At 68.5% G+C, this 18,031-nt stretch carries 18 protein-coding genes; 4 read left to right on the top strand and 14 right to left on the bottom strand.

The window, feature by feature from the left end; genetic code table 11:
• Positions 1–184: 184 nt before the first annotated feature.
• The 12 genes from gap to GO999_RS03150 all read right to left on the bottom strand — a co-directional run bounded on the left by gap (position 185) and on the right by GO999_RS03150 (position 13,544).
• Entirely contained in the window at positions 185–1,183 is a 999-nt protein-coding gene (gap, locus tag GO999_RS03205; RefSeq protein ID WP_211906532.1) for a type I glyceraldehyde-3-phosphate dehydrogenase, read from the bottom strand.
• A 73-nt stretch (positions 1,184–1,256) separates the two neighbouring features.
• Entirely contained in the window at positions 1,257–3,284 is a 2,028-nt protein-coding gene (gene tkt / locus GO999_RS03200) for a transketolase (RefSeq protein ID WP_165591164.1), read from the bottom strand.
• A gap of 113 nt (positions 3,285–3,397) precedes the next feature.
• A complete protein-coding gene (dgoD, locus tag GO999_RS03195; RefSeq protein WP_019718252.1) occupies positions 3,398–4,546 on the bottom strand; it encodes a galactonate dehydratase in 1,149 nt (382 codons plus the stop codon).
• A complete protein-coding gene (locus GO999_RS03190; protein WP_021154747.1) occupies positions 4,543–5,184 on the bottom strand; it encodes a 2-dehydro-3-deoxy-6-phosphogalactonate aldolase in 642 nt (213 codons plus the stop codon). Before GO999_RS03190 ends, dgoD begins: the two co-directional genes overlap by 4 nt.
• Positions 5,181–5,978, bottom strand: a complete 798-nt coding sequence (locus GO999_RS03185) for an SDR family oxidoreductase (RefSeq protein WP_016726038.1) — start codon at positions 5,976–5,978, stop codon at positions 5,181–5,183. Before GO999_RS03185 ends, GO999_RS03190 begins: the two co-directional genes overlap by 4 nt.
• Positions 5,975–6,865 (bottom strand): aldose 1-epimerase, encoded by an 891-nt coding sequence (locus GO999_RS03180; RefSeq protein WP_020425209.1) that lies wholly within the window; start codon positions 6,863–6,865, stop codon positions 5,975–5,977. The genes GO999_RS03185 and GO999_RS03180 overlap by 4 nt, the downstream gene beginning before the upstream one ends.
• Positions 6,846–7,757 carry an SMP-30/gluconolactonase/LRE family protein gene (locus tag GO999_RS03175; RefSeq protein ID WP_211906531.1) on the bottom strand — a complete coding sequence of 304 codons (912 nt, stop codon included), beginning with the start codon at positions 7,755–7,757 and terminating at the stop codon, positions 6,846–6,848. Before GO999_RS03175 ends, GO999_RS03180 begins: the two co-directional genes overlap by 20 nt.
• A gap of 13 nt (positions 7,758–7,770) precedes the next feature.
• The gene (araH, locus tag GO999_RS03170) at positions 7,771–8,718 is read right to left on the bottom strand and encodes an L-arabinose ABC transporter permease AraH (RefSeq protein ID WP_016726041.1); all 948 of its coding nucleotides are present in this window, start codon (positions 8,716–8,718) and stop codon (positions 7,771–7,773) included.
• 70 nt (positions 8,719–8,788) lie between these two features.
• Positions 8,789–10,324, bottom strand: a complete 1,536-nt coding sequence (gene araG / locus GO999_RS03165; RefSeq protein WP_071089829.1) for an L-arabinose ABC transporter ATP-binding protein AraG — start codon at positions 10,322–10,324, stop codon at positions 8,789–8,791.
• Positions 10,325–10,357: 33 nt separating this feature from the next.
• Positions 10,358–11,353: an arabinose ABC transporter substrate-binding protein gene (locus tag GO999_RS03160; RefSeq protein ID WP_028853636.1), complete on the bottom strand. Its 996-nt coding sequence runs from the start codon at positions 11,351–11,353 to the stop codon at positions 10,358–10,360.
• A gap of 75 nt (positions 11,354–11,428) precedes the next feature.
• Complete coding sequence (locus GO999_RS03155; protein ID WP_165591163.1) at positions 11,429–12,448, bottom strand: 2-dehydro-3-deoxygalactonokinase; 1,020 nt, start codon at positions 12,446–12,448, stop codon at positions 11,429–11,431.
• Between the two features lie 34 nt (positions 12,449–12,482).
• Positions 12,483–13,544 (bottom strand): porin, encoded by a 1,062-nt coding sequence (locus tag GO999_RS03150; protein WP_165591162.1) that lies wholly within the window; start codon positions 13,542–13,544, stop codon positions 12,483–12,485.
• A gap of 164 nt (positions 13,545–13,708) precedes the next feature.
• Here GO999_RS03150 and gcvA point away from each other — a divergent pair, with 164 nt between their 5' ends.
• The 4 genes from gcvA to GO999_RS03130 all read left to right on the top strand — a co-directional run bounded on the left by gcvA (position 13,709) and on the right by GO999_RS03130 (position 16,527).
• Entirely contained in the window at positions 13,709–14,635 is a 927-nt protein-coding gene (gcvA, locus tag GO999_RS03145) for a transcriptional regulator GcvA (protein WP_211906530.1), read from the top strand.
• Between the two features lie 74 nt (positions 14,636–14,709).
• Positions 14,710–15,135, top strand: coding sequence for a VOC family protein (locus GO999_RS03140; protein ID WP_011002669.1), 426 nt, complete (start codon positions 14,710–14,712; stop codon positions 15,133–15,135).
• Between the two features lie 20 nt (positions 15,136–15,155).
• Positions 15,156–15,905 carry a 16S rRNA (uracil(1498)-N(3))-methyltransferase gene (locus GO999_RS03135; protein ID WP_019718246.1) on the top strand — a complete coding sequence of 250 codons (750 nt, stop codon included), beginning with the start codon at positions 15,156–15,158 and terminating at the stop codon, positions 15,903–15,905.
• 58 nt (positions 15,906–15,963) lie between these two features.
• Complete coding sequence (locus GO999_RS03130) at positions 15,964–16,527, top strand: YidB family protein (RefSeq protein WP_011002671.1); 564 nt, start codon at positions 15,964–15,966, stop codon at positions 16,525–16,527.
• A gap of 87 nt (positions 16,528–16,614) precedes the next feature.
• Here GO999_RS03130 and GO999_RS03125 read toward each other — a convergent pair whose 3' ends face one another.
• Together GO999_RS03125 and GO999_RS03120 are read right to left on the bottom strand one after the other, a co-directional pair.
• Positions 16,615–17,211 (bottom strand): barstar family protein, encoded by a 597-nt coding sequence (locus GO999_RS03125; protein WP_011002672.1) that lies wholly within the window; start codon positions 17,209–17,211, stop codon positions 16,615–16,617.
• A complete protein-coding gene (locus GO999_RS03120) occupies positions 17,208–17,639 on the bottom strand; it encodes a ribonuclease (protein WP_011002673.1) in 432 nt (143 codons plus the stop codon). Before GO999_RS03120 ends, GO999_RS03125 begins: the two co-directional genes overlap by 4 nt.
• Positions 17,640–18,031 lie beyond the last annotated feature (392 nt).

Raw genomic sequence — 18,031 nt, 5'->3', positions numbered from 1 at the left:
CGCAAACGTTTTCGTTTCAGTGCATAACAAAGGGCGGCAGGCCGGATCACATCGATCCGCCCCACCGCCCGCGCGAAGAAACCGCTGCATCACTTTGCTTGCACGGCGCCCCGATGGTCCAACCTTGCGCGGCATGAAAAAACGCGCCCGCAGGCGCGTTTTCCCTTTGCGCAAAAGCGCAGGCTTACTTGGCCACCACGCGGGTCATTTCCAGCACCTTGTTCGAGTAGCCCCACTCGTTGTCGTACCAGCTCACGACCTTGATGAAGGTGCCGTCCAGCGCGATGCCGGCTTCGGCGTCGAAGATCGAGGTGCGTGCATCGCCGCGGAAATCCGTGGCCACGACCTTGTCTTCCGTGTAACCCAGCACGCCCTTCAGGGCGCCCTGGCTCTGGGCCTTCATTTCGGCGCAGATCTCGTCGTAGCTGGCCGCCTTTTCCAGTTCGACGGTCAGGTCCACCACGGACACGTCCGAGGTCGGCACGCGGAACGACATGCCGGTCAGCTTCTTGTTCAGCTGCGGGATCACCACGCCCACGGCCTTGGCGGCGCCGGTCGACGACGGGATGATGTTTTCCAGGATGCCGCGGCCGCCGCGCCAGTCCTTGTTGGACGGGCCGTCAACGGTCTTCTGCGTGGCGGTGGCGGCGTGCACGGTGGTCATCAGGCCGCGCTTGATGCCCCACTTGTCGTTCAGCACCTTGGCCACCGGGGCCAGGCAGTTGGTGGTGCAGCTGGCGTTGGAGATGATCGCTTCGCCCTTGTAGGTGCCGTGGTTCACGCCGTAGACGAACATCGGCGTGTCGTCCTTGGACGGCGCCGACATGATCACCTTCTTGGCGCCCGCATCGATGTGCTTCTGCGCGCCTTCCTTGGTCAGGAAGATGCCGGTCGACTCGACCACCACGTCGGCGCCGACCTCGCCCCACTTCAGTTCGGCCGGATCCTTGACCGCGGTCAGGCGGATCTTCTTGCCGTTGACGACCAGCGTATTGCCGTCGACCGACACTTCGCCGTCGAAGCGGCCGTGCACCGAGTCGTACTTCAGCATGTACGCCAGGTAGTCGGGCTCGAGCAGGTCGTTGATGGCAACGACTTCGATGTCCTTGAAGTTGGCGATGGCGGCGCGGAACACCATGCGCCCGATGCGGCCGAAGCCGTTGATGCCGATCTTGATGGTCATGATCAGTCTCCTGATAGCAAAATGAAATCGACGATGGCAACGCGGCACCTCAAGGGTGCCGCGCGGTAACTTGTCAGACAGCCGGAGCGATGACGCTCTTGGCTGTGTTCACCACGTTCTCGACGGTGAAGCCGAAGTGCTTGAACAGCACGCCCGCCGGGGCCGACTCGCCGAACGTGTCGATGCCGACGACGGCCTGCACCTGGTACTTCCACCAGAAATCGGTCACGCCCGCCTCGACGGCGATGCGCGGCACGCCGGCCGGCAGCACGCGGGCCTTGTAGGCGGCGTCCTGCTTGTCGAACACGGTGGTCGACGGCACCGACACCACGCGCGCCTGGATGCCCTCGGCGGCGAGGTGCTCGGCGGCGCCGACGGCCAGGCCCACTTCCGAGCCAGTGGCGATGATGACCACGTCCGGGCGCTTGCCTTCGGCCGCATCGCGCAGCACATAACCGCCTCGGGCGATGGCTTCGCGGGTGGCCGGGTTGCGCGCCTGGAACGGCAGGTTCTGGCGGCTGAAGATCAGGCAGCTCGGGCCGTTCTGGCGCGCGATGGCGGCGGCCCAGGCGACGGCGGTTTCAGTGGTGTCGGCCGTGCGCCAGACGTCCATGTTCGGGATCAGGCGCAGGCTGGCGACGTGCTCGATCGACTGGTGCGTCGGGCCGTCTTCGCCCAGGCCGATGGAATCGTGCGTGAAGACGAACAGCGAGCGAAGCTTCATCAGCGCCGCCATGCGCAGCGCGTTGCGGCTGTAGTCGGAGAAGGTCAGGAACGTGCCGCCGTACGGGATGTAGCCGCCGTGCAGCGCGATGCCGTTCATGATGGCGCTCATGCCGAACTCGCGCACGCCGTAGTTGACGTGGTTGCCCCAGGCATCCACGCGCACGGCCTTGCTGCCGCTCCAGTTGGTCAGGTTCGAGCCGGTCAGGTCGGCCGAGCCGCCCAGCAGCTCGGGCAGCACCGGGCCGTAGGCTTCCAGCGTGTTCTGGCTGGCCTTGCGGGTGGCGATGGTCTCGGCCTTCAGCTCGCACTTCTCGATGAATTCGGCGGCGGCCTGCTCGAAGGCTTCCGGCAACTGGCCGCGCATGCGGCGCTGGAACTGCCCGGCTTCGGCCGGATAGCGCTCGGCATAGGCATCGAACAGTGCGTTCCAGGCCTTTTCGAGCGCCTGACCCTGGCCGCGCGCATCCCACGCGTCGTACACGGCCTGCGGCACGTCGAACGGCGCATGCGGCCAGGCCAGCGCCTCGCGCGCGGCGGCGATCTCGGCACCGCCCAGCGGCGCGCCATGCACGTCGTGGCCGCCCTCCTTGGTGGGCGCGCCCTTGCCGATCACGGTGCGGCAGCAGATCAGGGTCGGCTTGTCGGACGTCTTGGCCTGCGCGATGGCGGCTTCCACGGCGGCGACATTGTGGCCGTCGACGGCGCGGATCACATTCCAGCCATAGGCTTCGAAGCGCTTGGGCGTGTCGTCGTTGAACCAGTGGACGACGTCGCCGTCGATCGAGATGCCGTTGTCGTCCCACAGCGCGATCAGCTTGTTCAGACCGAGCGTGCCGGCCAGCGAGCAGGCTTCGTGGCTGATGCCTTCCATCAGGCAGCCGTCACCCAGGAAGACGTAGGTGTGGTGGTTGACGATGTCGAAGCCGGGACGGTTGAATTCCTGGCCCAGCAGGCGCTCGGCCAGCGCCATGCCGACCGCGTTGGTGAGGCCCTGCCCCAGCGGGCCGGTGGTGGTTTCCACGCCCGGCGTGATGCCGTATTCGGGGTGGCCGGCGGTCTTGCTGTGCAGCTGGCGGAAGTTCTTCAGTTCCGACATCGGCAGGTCGTAGCCGGTCAGGTGCAGCAGCGCGTACAGCAACATCGAACCGTGGCCGTTGGACAGCACGAAGCGGTCGCGGTCGGGCCAGTGCGGGTTCGCCGGGTTGTGGCGCAGGTGGCGGCTCCACAGCGCCACGGCGATGTCCGCCATGCCCATCGGCATGCCGGGGTGGCCCGAGTTGGCTTGCTGGACGGCGTCCATCGCAAGCACGCGGATGGCATTGGCCATCTGCTGGGTGGGCAGTGAGGTGATCGAATGGAGGGCGGGAGCGGACATGCGAACCTGCGGCTGGAAGGCGGGAAAAGCGCGATTTTACCAGACAGAGATCACCCGGCCGGGGCAGCTTTGACGTTTGCGGCAAACCGCTGCACCCCCGCCGCCCGCGAGGCTCACCACTCCGCCACGGACCCGTCCGCGTGCCGCCAGACCGGGTTGCGCCAGTCCGGCGCGCTGCGGCTGCGCTCGATGACCAGCGCCTCGTCGATGTCCACGCCCAGTCCGGGCAGGCGCGGCGGCCGGATGTAGCCGCCTTCCAGCGCGAAATCGGCCTTGTTGCGCACATAGTCGAGCAGTTCGGCGCCCTGGTTGTAGTGGATGCCCATGCTCTGCTCCTGCAGCGTGGCGTTCCAGCTGACGAAGTCGATGTGCAGGCAGGCCGCCAGCGCGATCGGCCCGAGCGGGCAGTGCGGCGCCAGCGCCACATCGTAGGCCTCGGCCATGCCGGCGATCTTCAGGCATTCGGTGATGCCACCGGCGTGCGACAGGTCCGGCTGCAGGATCGCCAGGCCACCCGCCTCCAGCACCCGCTTGAACTCGAAGCGCGAGAACATGCGCTCGCCGGCCGCGATCGGCAGGTGGGTCTGCGCGGCCAGGCGGGCATAGCTCTCGGCCTGTTCGGCCAGCACGGGTTCCTCGATGAACAGCGGGTGGTACGGCTCCAGCGCCCGGATCAGCACCTTGGCCATCGGCGCCGACACGCGGCCGTGGAAATCCAGCCCGAACTCGACCGTGTTGCCGAAAGCCGCGCGGATCTCCGCCACGCGCGCCACCGCGGCATCCACGGCGCGCGCGCTGTCGATGATGCCCATCTCCTCACAGCCGTTGAGCTTGAAATGGTCGAAGCCGCCGGCCTGCAGCGCCTTCATGCCGGCGATCACGTCGGCGGGGCGGTCGCCGCCGACCCAGCTGTAGGTGCGCATGCGGTCGCGCACCAGGCCGCCGAGCAGCTCGTACACCGGCACGCCCAGCACCTTGCCCTTGATGTCCCACAACGCCTGGTCGATGCCGGCGATGGCGCTCATCAGGATCGGCCCGCCCCGATAGAAGCCGCCGCGGTACAGCGTCTGCCACAGGTCGTTGATGCGGCGCGGGTCCTGGCCGACGAGGTAGTCGGCCAGTTCGTGCACCGCCGCTTCCACCGTACGCGCGCGGCCTTCGATGACGGGCTCGCCCCAGCCGGCGACGCCCTCGTCGGTCTCGATCTTCAGGAACATCCAGCGCGGCGGCAGGCGGTAGGTGGTCAGTCGGGTGATCTTCATGGGTGGATGGTGCGGTCGGATTGGACGGTGCGGTAAGCCTGGACGAACCGCCGGGCGCGCTCGGCCGTCTCGTCGGCGGCCTGGCCCGGGCGGTACAGATCGCTGCCGAGGCCGGCGCCGATGCAGCCGGCGCTCAGATACTCGGCAAGATTGGCCGGCGTGATGCCGCCGACCGCGAACAGCGGCACCTCCGGCGGCAGCACGGCCTTGAGCGCGCGCACGTAGGCCGGGCCGAGCTGGCCGGCCGGGAAGAGCTTGAGCGCCTGCGCCCCGGCGTCGAGCGCGGCGAAGGCCTCGGTGGCGGTCATGCAGCCGATGCACGTCACGAGGCCCTGGTGAACGGCGGCGCGGATCACCGGCGCATGGGTGTTGGGCGTCACGACCAGCCGGCCGCCGGCCGCGGCCAGCTGGTCGACGTCGGCCGGCTGCAGCACGGTGCCGGCGCCGATCAGGGCGCGGTCGCCGAATGCGCGCGCGGCCAGCCGCACGCTGTCGGCCCAGCCGGGCGAGTTGAGCGGGATCTCGATGGCGTCGAAACCGGCACCGACGAGCGCCTGCGCGTGCGCCAGCACCTCGTCGGGGCGGATGCCGCGCAGGATGGCGATCAGCGGAAGATGGGCAGTCCAGGTCATCGTCATTCGTGATACAGCTGCGAGCGAGCGCCATCGATCAGGATGTCGGCGGCGTTGATGAAGCGCGCCTCGTCGGAGGCGAGGAACAGCGCGGTGTAGGCCACCTCCTCCGGCTCGCCGATGCGCTTGCACGGCAGCAGGTCGGCCTGGCGGCGGCGTTCGGCCTCGGGGTCGGGCGCGGCGGCAAAGCCGGCCTCGGCGATCGGCGTGAGGATCAGCCCCGGCGAGATCGAATTGACACGGATGCCGCGCGCCGCGTACTCGATGCCCAGCGCCCGCGTGAGCCCGATCAGGCCATGCTTGGCCACCGGATACGGAAACGCCCCCGGGATGATCTTATGCCCGTGCACCGAAGCGATGTTGACGATGCTGCCGGCGCCGCGCGCCAGCATGTGCGGCAGCACGGCGCGCGCGCAATGCCATGCGCCTTCCAGGTCGACCGACAGGCAGCGCGCCCAATCCGCCTCGGACAGCGCGAGCGGATCGGAGAAGACATTGATGCCGGCATTGTTGACCAGCACGTCGATGCCGCCGAAGCGCGCGACGCCCGCCGCGACCATGGCATCGACCTGGTCGCGATAGCGCACGTCGGCCTGCACCAGCAGCACGTTGCCGTCGTGGCCGATGGACGCGGCGAAGGTCTCGGCGGCGGCGTCGCGCACCAGCGCATTGACGATCACGCGCGCGCCGTGCCGCGCGAACAGCCGCGCGGTGGCGGCGCCGATGCCCTGCGTGGCGCCGGTCACCAGCGCGACCTTGCCGGCCAGGCGCGGCGGGAAGGATGTCGGAGGCGCCGTCATGTGTCGGTCCGGAAAGGGGTGACGGTGAAGCAATAGTCGCGCCGCAGGCTCTGGCCGGTGGCCAGCACGGTCAGGCCGTGGTCCTGCGGCCGGCCCGGCAGGTTGTGCGCGTTGATGGCGTGGTCGACCGGTTCGAAGCAGAAGACATCCGACCCGGGCGGGGTGTACAGCACGTAGCGCGACGTCGCGGCGACGATCGCCACCGACAGCCGGCGGCCCGGCCAGACGATCTCGGCGCGGCCGCTCCAGCCTTCGAAGCCGTGGTCGATCCCGGCATCGGCCGCGAGTGTCCGCGACGCGCCGAATGCGGCGCAGGGCGGCGGCATCCGCAGCGCGGTCGGCAGATGGTCGGCGGCGGCGTCCCACATCCCGGTCGCGGGCGCGAGCAGCCGCACGTCGGCCGTGCGCGGGAAAAAGGGATGCACGCCCAGCCCGAACGGCAGCGGCTCGCCTTCGTTGCGCACGATCAGCGTCATCCTCAGCGTGTCGGCCGCCAGCACGTAGCGCAACCGCGCGCGATAGCGAAACGGCTGCCCGTGCCCGACCCGCGCGGCCAGTTCGATCCGGTGTCCGTCGTGGGCCACCGGCTGCCAGGGCATGCGCCAGCCGTGTCCGTGCAGGGGATACGGTTCGTCATCGCGAGTGCGCGGGACTTCGACGACACGGCCATCGAACGCGAAGCGGCCGCCGCCGATGCGGTTCGACCAGGGCACCAGCGGATAGCACGCCAGCGCGTTGGGCTCGCGCAGCGCATCGTCGAGGCGGCCGGTGCGGAACACCGGCACCGGCCCGCCGTCGCGCCAGGCGTCGAAGCGCAGCAGGCCGCCGCCCGCGCCGGGCAGCACGTCGGCGCGCAGCACGCCATTGTCAAGCCGGAACACAGGCATCGCCGAACCGCGCCTCGGGCAAACCGCGCACGCCGCCGACCGCGAGCCGGAACACGGCACCGGCCAGCACGTCCTCGGCCAGCCGTCGCGCCGACAATCCGTCGCGGGCGCTGGCCAGGTAGAGCGTATCGAGCGCCGCGCCGCCGAACGCCGGGCAGGTCGGCTGCGATGCGGGCACCGGGTGGTGCGCCAGCACGCGGCCGTCCGGCGCATAGCGCGTGACACGGTTGCCGCCCCACTCGGCGTTCCACAGGCAGCCGTCGGCATCGACGGTCGAGCCATCGGGCGAACCCCGGTGGGCGGTGCCGGCATCCGCGTCGCGCAGATCGGCGAAGACGCGCACGCGGGCGACCGTGCCGGTCTGGCCGTCGTAGTCGCAGGCGTGGATGCGGCGGCTGGGGGTGTCGCACCAGTACATCGTCGTGCCCTCGGGGCTGAAGGCGATGCTGTTGGCGATCGCGATGCCGGGCAGGGCCAGCCGCTGCAGCACGCCCAGCGGCGTGAAGCGGTAGAAGCTGCCCAGCGCCTGCGGGCCGCCCTCGTGCAGGGTGCCGAAGACGTAGTTGCCGGCCCGGTCGGCGCGGCCGTCGTTGATGCGCGTGGCCGGGTTGCCGGCTTCCACATCGACCAGCGGCGTCAGCGCGCCGGTGCGCGCGTCGAAGCGGGCGACCTGCTTGGCCAGGCCGACGATCAGCACGCCCGGCGTCGCCGTCAGCGCGAACGAGCCCACGCGCTGCGGCATCGGCCACTGGCGCTCGCGGCCGGTGGCCGGGTCGTGCTGCCACAGCAGCGATTCCTGGATGTCGGTCCACCACAGCACACCCAGGGCATCGTCCCAGACGATGCCTTCGCCGAGCGTGCAGCGCAGGTCGGAGAGCGGGATTGCAATCATGGTGTCCCCTGCGTCAATCGCGGCCGCCGCGATGCTTGATCTGGTCCACCAGCACCGCCGCCAGCAGGATGCCGCCGCGCACCAGGTACTGATAGAACGCATCGATATTGAGCAGGTTCATCGCGTTCTGCACCGTGCCCATGATCAGCACGCCGACCAGCACCCCGCTGATGCTGGCGCGGCCGCCCATCAGCGACACGCCGCCCAGCACGCACGCCGAAATCACGTTCAGCTCGAAGCCCTGCGCCGCGTTCGGCTGGCCGCTGGTGATGCGCGCGGCCAGGATCACGCCGGCCAGCGCGGCAATCACGCCCTGGACCAGGAAGATCACGATGCGCGTCAGGTTGACGTTCACGCCCGCCAGCCGCGCCGCCTCCGGGTTGCCGCCGATGGCGAGCGTGTTGCGCCCGTACACCGTCTTGTTGAGCAGCACGCCGAACGCCACGAAGCACAGCGCCGCCACCCACACCGGCGTCGGCACGCCCAGCACGATGGTGTTGCCCAGGTCGAAGAACGCCATCTCCGAGACGCCCACCGCCTGCCCGTGCGAGGCGATGAAGGCCAGGCCGCGCACGATCTCCATGGTGGCGAGCGTGGTGATCAGCGCGTTGATCTTCAGCCGGGCGATCACGAAGCCATTGATGCCGCCGATCACCGCGCCGGCCAGCAGGCTCGCGCCGATGCCCAGCGCGATGCTGCCGGTGGCGTTGATGACCGTCGCGCACAGCACGCCGGCGAACGCCACCGTGGAGCCGATCGACAGGTCGAAGTCGCGCGAGGCCAGGCAGAACATCATGGTGCAGGCCACCATGCCGATCTGCGAGACGGACAGCGCCAGGCCGACCATGTTCTGCCACGAGAAGAAGTACTCGACCGACAGCGACAGCGCGGCAAACAGGATGGCGAAGATCAGCGGCAGGCTGAAATCGTCCAGCCGCCTCAGCAGGCGCGTGTTGTTCATGGCCGAGCGGGCCGACGCGGCAAACCCGTCGGCGCGTTGCAGGGGTTGGGACTGGGACATCGGGGGCTCCTCAAGCGGCCTGGGCCGCAACGCATGGGTCGCGCCGCGGCCGCAAGGCCAGGTTCAGCACGGCGTGTTCGGTGGCCTGCGCGCGCGGCAGCTCGCCGGCGATGCGGCCTTCGCTCATCACCAGCACGCGGTCGGCCACGCCCAGGATCTCCGGCAGTTCGCTGGAGATCATCAGCACCGCCACACCGCGCTCGGCCAGCTCGTACAGCACCTGGTAGATCTCGTTCTTGGCGCCGACATCGATGCCGCGCGTCGGCTCGTCGATGATCAGCACGCGCATGCCGTCCTCGGCCAGCCAGCGCGCCAGGATGGCCTTCTGCTGATTGCCGCCCGAGAGCAGGCGGATGGGCTGGTCGCGATGCGGCGTCTTGATGCGCAGCCGGGCGATGTAGTGGTCGGCGGTCTTCGCTTCCTGCCGGTCATCGACGAACAGGTTGAACCCGCCCCAACCCGGGCGCCGGTTGCGCCGGCAGCTGATGTTGATGTTCTCCGACACCGAGCGGCAGCCGATGATGCCTTCCTCCTTGCGGTCCTCCGGGCACAGCACGATGCCCTGGCGAATCGCGTCGGCCACGGCGCGGATGCGGATCGGCTCGCCGTCAAGCACGACGGTGCCGGCGGTCTTGCGGTCGGCGCCGTACACCAGCCGCGCCAGCTCCGAGCGCCCCGCGCCCACCAGGCCGAACAGCCCGACGATCTCGCCGCGCCGCACCGCGAAGCTCGCCGGCTCGGCCAGCTTCGGGCCCATCAGGCCCTCCACCCGCAGCCGGACGTCGCCCGGCGCGCGCGGCCGGTAGCCGAAGATGTCGTCGATCTGACGGCCGACCATCTGGGCGACGAGCTGCTCGCGCGTGACGTCGGCCATCGACCGGAAATCCGCCACCTTGCGACCGTCGCGGAAGATGGTGCAGCCGTCGCATAACGCGAAGATCTCGTCGAGGCGGTGCGAGATGTAGATCAGCGCCCGGCCCTGCGCGCGCAGGTCCTTCACCAGCCGGAACAGGATATCCGTCTCGCGCACCGACAGCGAGCTGGTGGGCTCATCGAGCGCGATCACGCGCGCATCGCGCAGGATCGCCTTGCAGATCTCCACCATCTGGCGCTGCCCGATCGACAGGTGCTTCAGCCTGGCCTTCGGGTCGAGATCGACGCCGATGCGCGCCAGCTGCGCGCGCGTCCACGCCATCGCCTCGCCCTGGCGGATGAAGCCGCCGCGACTGGGCAGGTGGCCGAGCAGCAGGTTGTCCATCACCGTCAGCTCGGGCACCGTCTGCAGCTCCTGGTGGATGACGGCGATGCCCGCCGCCAGCGCCGCCCGCGTGTTCGGGAACGCCACGGGCCGGCCCTCGACGACGATCTGCCCGCCATCGGGCTGGTAGTCGCCGCCGAGGATCTTCAGCAGCGTCGACTTGCCCGCGCCGTTCTCGCCCAGCAGGCCGTGCACGCGGCCGCATTCGATGCCGAACGACACCTCCGACAGCGCGCGCACGCCGGGAAACACCTTGCTGATACCGCGAAACTCAAGAAAGGCCGACATGGCACGTCTCCTTCGTTGCTGCCGCCCGCGGGCTCAGAGGCCCATCTCCTGGCGCACGGCCTTCTCGTTCTCGCGCGTCATCAGGCGGCCGCTGGTCAGGATCAGCGGCTCGGGTGCCTTGCTGGCGGTGATCCAGCTGTACATGTTCATCGAGGTCTCGTAGCCGTGGCGCTTGGGGCTGATCAGCACGGTGCCGAAGAAGCCCGTCTTCTCCGGCTTGGCGAACTCGTTGAGCGCCGACTGGCTGCCGCCGATGCCCACGCCGATGATGTCGGCCGCCTTGATGCCATGCCCTTCCGCGGCGCGCACGGCGCCCAGCACCGCCTCGTCGTTCAGGCCGAAGGCGATCCAGTGCTTGAAGCGCGGGTTCTTGGTCAGCGTGATGTCGGCCGCGTTGAAGGCGGCTTCCGTATCGGTCTTGGCCTGCGGGCTGGTCAGCACATTGGCGGCGGGAAAGCCGGCCTTGGCGAGCGCGGCCACGGCGCCATCGGTGCGCTCCCTGGCGGTCGGCAGCTGATCGTACGCGATGCGGATGGCGCCCACTTCCGACGGGTTCCAGCCGCGCTTCTTCATCTCCTGCGCGATGGCCTCACCCACCTGCTCGCCGATCCTGGTCGCCGAGATGCCCATGTGCGGCACCGCTTCGATCGGCTTGCCGCCGCCGTCGACCAGGCGGTCGTCCACCGTCATCAGCTTGAGGTTGTTCTGCCTGGCCTTGGCCACCACGGCCGGGCCGAGCTTCACGTCGGGCACGCAGATCACGAAGCCCTGCGCGTGCTGCGCGCCGAGGTTATCGATGGCGGTCAGCACTTCGCCGCCGCTGGGCACGCCGATCTTGACCAGCTTGAAACCCTTCTCCTTGGCGGCCTGGTCGGCGAACCTCCATTCATCCTGGAACCACGGCTCCTCCGGCTGCTTGACCAGGAAGCCGATCTTCACCTCTTCGGCCGCATGGGCAAATCCGCCGGCGATGGCGAACAAAGTGGCGGCCGCGATGGCCCGGAACGTACCGCGTCGTTGCTGGTTCATGTCGTCTCCTGATGATGGCCGGCGCCGTCTTCGCGACGCCTGTTCTGCCGTGGATGAAAGCGAGGGCGGCGCTCGCTAGGCCTGCGCTACCTTCAACGTCTGCACCAGGCCGCGTTCGCGCGCGACGGCGATCGCGCCGCAGCCGGCGAGGTGTTCCTGCTGTTCACTGCTGGTCACGGTGACCTTGCCCGAGAAGAAGTCGTCGTCCGACACCAGCACGGCCAGCGCCTCGCGCAGCAGCGGCTTGCCGGTGATGACGAACTGCGTGCCCGGGTTCATGCGGATCGCGCTGCTGTTCTTGAGCGTCAGCAGGTCGGCCCCCAGCACCGCGCCCAGCAGGAAGTTGGCCCGCGCATTGCGCTCGTAGATCGTGAACTGGCCGAGCGTGCGCACCATGAAGCAGGCACGCCCCAGGCCGATGCTGCCGGCGCTGCGGGCGCCGGCCAGCAGCATCTCCGGATCGACCTCGCCGGCGAAGTCGGAATCGAGCGAGTCGGCCAGGATGGTGTTGTGCGTGATCACATGCAGCAGCTCGCCGGCGAGCGTCGTCACGCAGCCGGTGATGCGCTGCTCGGCATCCAGGTGCACGAACTTCGAGTGCGAGCCGGGCAGCACGATCACCGCCGGCTCGGTGATGGACAGCCGCGCGACCAGGCCCATGGTCTCGACCTCCTCGCCGCGCATCATGTCCATCGATTCGATGTTGTGCAGTCCGAGGTTCTCCACCGGATTGCGCACGCCCGGCACGAACCAGATCGGCTTGGCGCACACCTCGGGAATGCCGGCCTGCACCATGCCCGCGGCCAGGTCGCGCAGGCCGGCCGGCGCCGGCAGGTGCGGCACCTCGCACAGGCCGACGTTGGACGTGATCATGCCGGAGGCCAGCACCAGGTCGACCTGGCCGATCCCAAGGCCGGCCTTCTGCAGCGCGGCCTCGATGGTGTCCTGCACGCCGCGCTGCAGCGTCGTCCGGTTGCCGGTGATGGCGGTATCGCGCACGCCGACCTGCCGCGCGGCCTGGCACAGCGCCACATCGTCGCGCCAGAGCGTGACGCGCGTGTTGGTGGTACCCGTATCGATGGTGAGAATGTTCATGCGTGGCATTGCGGAAGAAGAGAGACGCCTGCGCTCAAAACGAGTGGACGATGCCCGCGTAGGCACCGTTCTGGCCCTGGCCCGCCAGCGGCCGGTTGTCGGTGGCCTCCACCGAGAACGCGGCGTTCTTGCTGTTCTGCACACGGCCGTAGGTGGCGTACAGCAGCGTGCGCTTGGAAAAGTTGTAGTTGGCGCCGGCCATGAACAGGGTAGCGTGGCCGCCGCCGTTGTTCACGTCGGTGCGGAAGACCGTGCCGATCAGTGTCAGCGCACGGGTGATGTCATAGGTCGCCCCGATCCAGTAGTGGTTGGCCGCGGACGGCGCGCCCGCCGCCGCATCCGGCGCGTTCAGGCGCTGGAAAGCGCCGTAGAGCTTCCAGGCATCCAGTTTGAGCACGCCGCCCAGCGTCCACTCCTTCGAGAAGTTGTACAGGTCGGAGTAGTTGCCGTTGCCGTCGCGGATCACGTCGTAGATGGCGCGCAGCTCCACGAGCGCATTCGAATAGACCGCCGAGACGCCGTCGCGCCGCGACGCCGTGATCGAGCCCGGCTGCTCGCCCAGCCCCGTCTGCAGGCCGACCTGAAAGCCGCCCCAGGTCGGGCTCTGGTATTCGATGAGGTTGTTCGCGCCCGGCCAGTTGCGCCCGCGCACCAGCGTCGCCGAGCCGATGAACTGCTGGCCGGTCGGGTCCAGGAACCACACGTCGTTGCTGATGAACAGGTTCTTGCCCATCGTCAGCGTGCCCCAGGCCGGGCTCGACAGGCCGGCATAGGCGCGACGGTTGAAGAGCGCGTCGCCGTTGGTGCGGCCCTTGGCGGCGTCGAAGCCCGATTCCAGCCGGAAGATCGCCTGCAGCCCCCCGCCCAGGTCTTCGCTGCCCTTGAAGCCGAACATGCTGGTTCCCCACTGGTTGCCCGCGCCACGCCACAGTGCGCCGGTGCCGCCGTCGGACTTCGCCACGTTGCTGATGTAGTCGACACCCGTGGCCACGCGGCCGTAGAGCGTGACATTGGTCTCGGCAATGGCGGGGGCGGCCCAGCCGGCCAGCGCCGCCGCGCACGCCAGCATCCCGCGAACTGCGGTGGTTCGGTTCATGACGTCTCCTGATGTGATTGTTATGGGGGGGTCCGGCGCCCGGCTGGATCGATCGCGTGCGCACCGACCGCGCCGTCCCCAGGTGCGATTTGTAGTCGGTGCGGCGAGAACGTGGCAAACTACAAATACTTCGCGGTACGTCAAATTTTTCTTAACGAAAAATCATGCCGAGACGCCTCCCTCCCCTCAATGCATTGCGCGTCTTTGAAGTCGCCGGCCGCCATCTGAGCTTCAGCCGCGCCGCCGACGAGCTATGCGTGACCAACGCCGCGGTCAGCCACCAGATCAAGCAGCTCGAAGACCACCTCGGCCTGAAGCTGTTCCGCCGCCGCAACAACCAGCTCACCCTGACCGATGCCGGCGACAACTACCTGCCGCGCGTGCGCGACGCCCTGCGCGCGCTGGAACAGGCCACCGACCTGCTGATGGGCACCGGCGACGCCCCGCTGCGCGTGGCCGTGCCGCCGACCTTCGGCGCCAAATGGCTGGTGCCGCGCCTGTACCGCTTCTTCAACCAGCATCCGCAGGTGCGCGTCGAGGTCTCCACCGCCGACGTGCAGGACCACGGCCAGTTCGATCTCTGCATCGACGACCGCCAGGTCAGCGTGCCCGGCCTGCGCGTCGAGTGGTTCACCGCCACCGATTTCTTCCCGGTGTGCAGCGCCGCTCTGCAGCCGGCCATCCGGATACCGCAGGACCTGGCCGCGCAGACGCTGCTGCACGAGCGCGGCGGACGCCATCTCGCCCACCATCCGACTTGGCAGCAATGGCTCGACGAAGTGGGCGTGCGGCAGATCGAGGCCGCGCATGGCCCCGCGTTCTCCGAAGCGCTGATGGCCATGCAGGCGGCCATCGACGGCCAGGGCGTGGCGCTCGGCCAGGGCCTGCTGGTGGAATACGACATCGCCGCCGGGCGGCTGGTGCGGCCACTGGCGACCGAGGCGTCGCTGCGCCTGTCGTACTACCTGATTCACCCCCACCAGGCCTCCGAGAACCCCGGCTTCGCGCTGTTCCGGCAATGGCTGATCGACGAACTTGCGCGCGGCGGCGGACGCGGACGCCATCCGCAGGCCCCGGTCGAGGTGTTTTGATTTCTTTTTGATTGTGGCGGTGCGTGCGCTCTAAACTAGCTGTCCGGAGTCCCGCCCAGCCGCAGGAGCAGACCATGAGTTTCCCCCGTCCCGCCAACACGCCGTGGCTCGTCCCGTACCTCACGGTGCGCGACGCCGCAGCCGCCATCGCCTTCTACCGCGATGCCTTCGGCTTTGGCGTGCAGGACGCGGTGCATGATCACGGCCGGCCGATCCACGTCGAGATGACGTACCAGGGCCAGCTGATCCTGATGTTCGCACCCAATGGCGCCTTCGGCTCCACGGCCCGGGCACCGGCGGCCGGTGGCTTCGAATGCCCGCAGAGCTTCCACCTCTACTGCGAAGACGTCGACGCGGTGTACCGGCGTGCGCTCGAGCACGGCGCCACCTCCATCATGCCGCCTGACAATGTTTTCTGGGGCGAACGCTACGCTGCCGTGCGCGACCCCGACGGCTATCGCTGGGGCCTCGCCTGTCACCCGGCCGGCGCACCCGCCTGATTCACCACAAGGATGGTCCGATGGGGCTTCCCCGTTTTCATATCGATTCACCGCTTGCCCCCCACACCACTGTCACGCTGCCGGAAAGCGTCGCGCGCCATATCCATGTGCTGCGCCTGGCTGTCGGCGACGATGTCTGCCTGTTCGACGGCTCGGGCCAGGAGTTTCGCGCCCGGCTCGATGCCATCAACCGCCGCGATGCGACCGCCAGCCTGGCCGATGCCACGCAACCCGACACCGAAGCGCGCTATGCCATCACGCTCGCCCAGGGCATCGCCGGCGGCGACAAGATGGACTGGCTGATCGAGAAGGCGGTCGAACTGGGAGTGCACGCCATCGCCCCGCTGCAGACCGAGCGCGGCGTCGTGCGGCTGTCGGGCGAGCGCGCCGTCAAGCGCGTCCAGCATTGGCAGGCACTGGTGCAGGCCGCGTGCGAACAGTGCGGCCGGGCGCGCGTGCCCGCCGTGTCCCCCGTCGTGCCCCTGCGCGACTGGCTGGCGGCGGCCAAGGCATCGGAGCGCGCGCGCGTGATGCTGTCGCCGCGCGGCAGCGAGCCGCTCACGCAATGGGCCGTGCAATCGCGCGAGCGCATCGGCAGTGTCGGCATCGAACTGCTGATCGGCCCGGAAGGCGGACTGTCGCCCGACGAGGAAGCGCTGGCGGAAGCCGCCGGCTACTTACCGCTGACACTTGGCCGACGTATCCTGAGGACAGAATCCGCAGCGCTGGTCGCCGTCTCCGCGCTGCATGCCGTCCTCGGCGAATTCTGACCGCTTGATCCCAACCGGCGGGTCCCCTCTCCCCGCCTCTGACGAAAGGAGCTTCATCATGGGTCTACTCGAATCGGTGCTCGGCCTGGGCGGCAATGACGCCAGCGGCACACAGTCGTCCCTCCTCGGTAACAAGAAGGTGCTGCTGGCCGCCGGCCTGCTGGCCTACCTGGCGATGAAGCATGGCAATGCCGGCGCCGCCGGTGCGCAGCAGGATCAACAAGGCGGCGGCCTGTTCGGCTCGCTCGGGTCGCTGGCCGGCATGTTGGGCGGCGCCGGCGCACTCGGTGGCCTGGGCGGCCTGCTGGGCCAGTTGACCGGCGGTGGCGGCAATACCGATCATGCCGCCGTCGATGCCGCCGCGCCGGGCGGTGTCGGCCCGCTGCAGCAGATCCTGGAGCAGGCCGGCCTGGGCGAGCAGGTCCGCTCGTGGATCGGCAACGGCCAGAACCTGCCCGTCTCGGGCGAACAGATCACCCAGGCGCTGGGCGGCAGCGGCGCGCTCTCCCAGTTGGCCTCGACCTTCGGCCTCAACGAGAATGAAGTCGCCTCGCAACTCGCGGAGATCCTGCCCGATGCCGTCAATCACCTGACACCGCAGGGCACGCTGCCGAACGCCTGAACGCACAGCGCCGCAAACAGAAAAGCCCGCAATTTGCGGGCTTTTTCATGCATTGCCGCTCAAGGCAGCGCCAACGGGCCGGGACGCTCAGGCAAACGAATAGAACACGCGGAACTGCACCTTGCGCTCGCCCCAGAACTCGGCCGCATCGCGGAACACGTCCAGCAGCGTCTCGCGCGCTTCCTTGTCGAACTTGGGCGCGCAGGGCAGGCCCTCCAGTACGATCACGAAGCCCGGCTGCGGGCCGGCCTTGAAGATCATGTCGGTCAGGCAATCGGCCAGCGCATCGAAGTTCTTGCCGAAATGCTTGGGGAACAGGAACTCGCGCGCGATCACGTCGAGCACTTCGCCCTTGGTGGTCGCTGCCGCGCAGTTGGCATAGAGGAAATGCTGGCCCAGGCCGGTCGCCGCCTCGGCCAGGTCGGCCACTCGGAACGCGCGGATCGATTGCACGATATTCGGACGCACCGTCTTGAACAGGTTCATGGCGTCTTCGCGACCTCCGTCGTCCTTCAGATTGGCGTCTTGCGGCATGAGCTTGGCCGCCCCCCCGACACGCGGGCCGAGGGACTGCATCCCAAGCACACCGTCGTACAGGTTCTGCGCCTTGTGCCACGTCTCGCGGGCAACGCGCTCATCGCGAGCGGTGAGCGAGTCGTCCAGCCCAAACATGTTGGTCGTCATCGCTGTATCCGTTGAAAGCTGTTGTAGTGATCTTCCGTGTAGTAGCAATCGTTGGCCGCGCGCTGGTCGCCGCCGCAGATGATGCGTCTGGCGCCACGATTGCGCGCACCGCGCGTCTTCACGGTGTACTCGCGGTAGTAGCCACGCTTTCGTGCCGGCAAACGGCCTTCATAATTGCCAAACGTGGTGCCATCTTTCGCATAAGGAAACGGACCACCCTGCTCGATCTGTACCAGCGTGCGCTGCGCTTCATTGGGCAGGTCCACCGCGGGAATGGTTCCCACCGCCGCCGACATGCCGGTGGTGTCCCGGGCGGCCGCCGCCGTTGGCAGCCCGGCGACCGACAGCGCAAGCATCGCCGCCAGCGCGCCCCGCACCATCGCCTGAGATACGGAGCGGCCGATCCACGCCCCAAGTCGCTTTGTCATCAGCAAGCCCAAACGGGAGAATCACGCCGACCGGTCAGCCCGGCGCAGGTCACAAGCGCATGCGGCCGCCGGATCACGGTCCGGGCAGCTCGATTGCAGCTGAAAGCGAAGCGGCTCAACGCGGGAAATGCTTGCGGGGAGAATGACAAGTCGGGCGACCGCCGGAGACTTGGGGAATCCTTCCGCCCGCGAATCGCGCGCACCAGAACGAGGCTGCCCAACCAGACGTGTGTACGGAAAACCGCTTTTTTGAACCCGTCCGACCTAGCGTAAACCTCATGTGCTCAGAAGCACCCCTTCAGCCCGTAAGGGTACGCTGATCGATGACAACAATCAACCAGCGCCCCCTGCTTGAAGGGTTTTTTGAATCAGGGATTAAGCCTGCAAAGATG

The sequence above is a fragment of the Ralstonia nicotianae genome (assembly GCF_018243235.1).
GTDB lineage: Bacteria > Pseudomonadota > Gammaproteobacteria > Burkholderiales > Burkholderiaceae > Ralstonia > Ralstonia nicotianae.
This window is presented reverse-complemented; position numbering and strand designations above follow the sequence as displayed.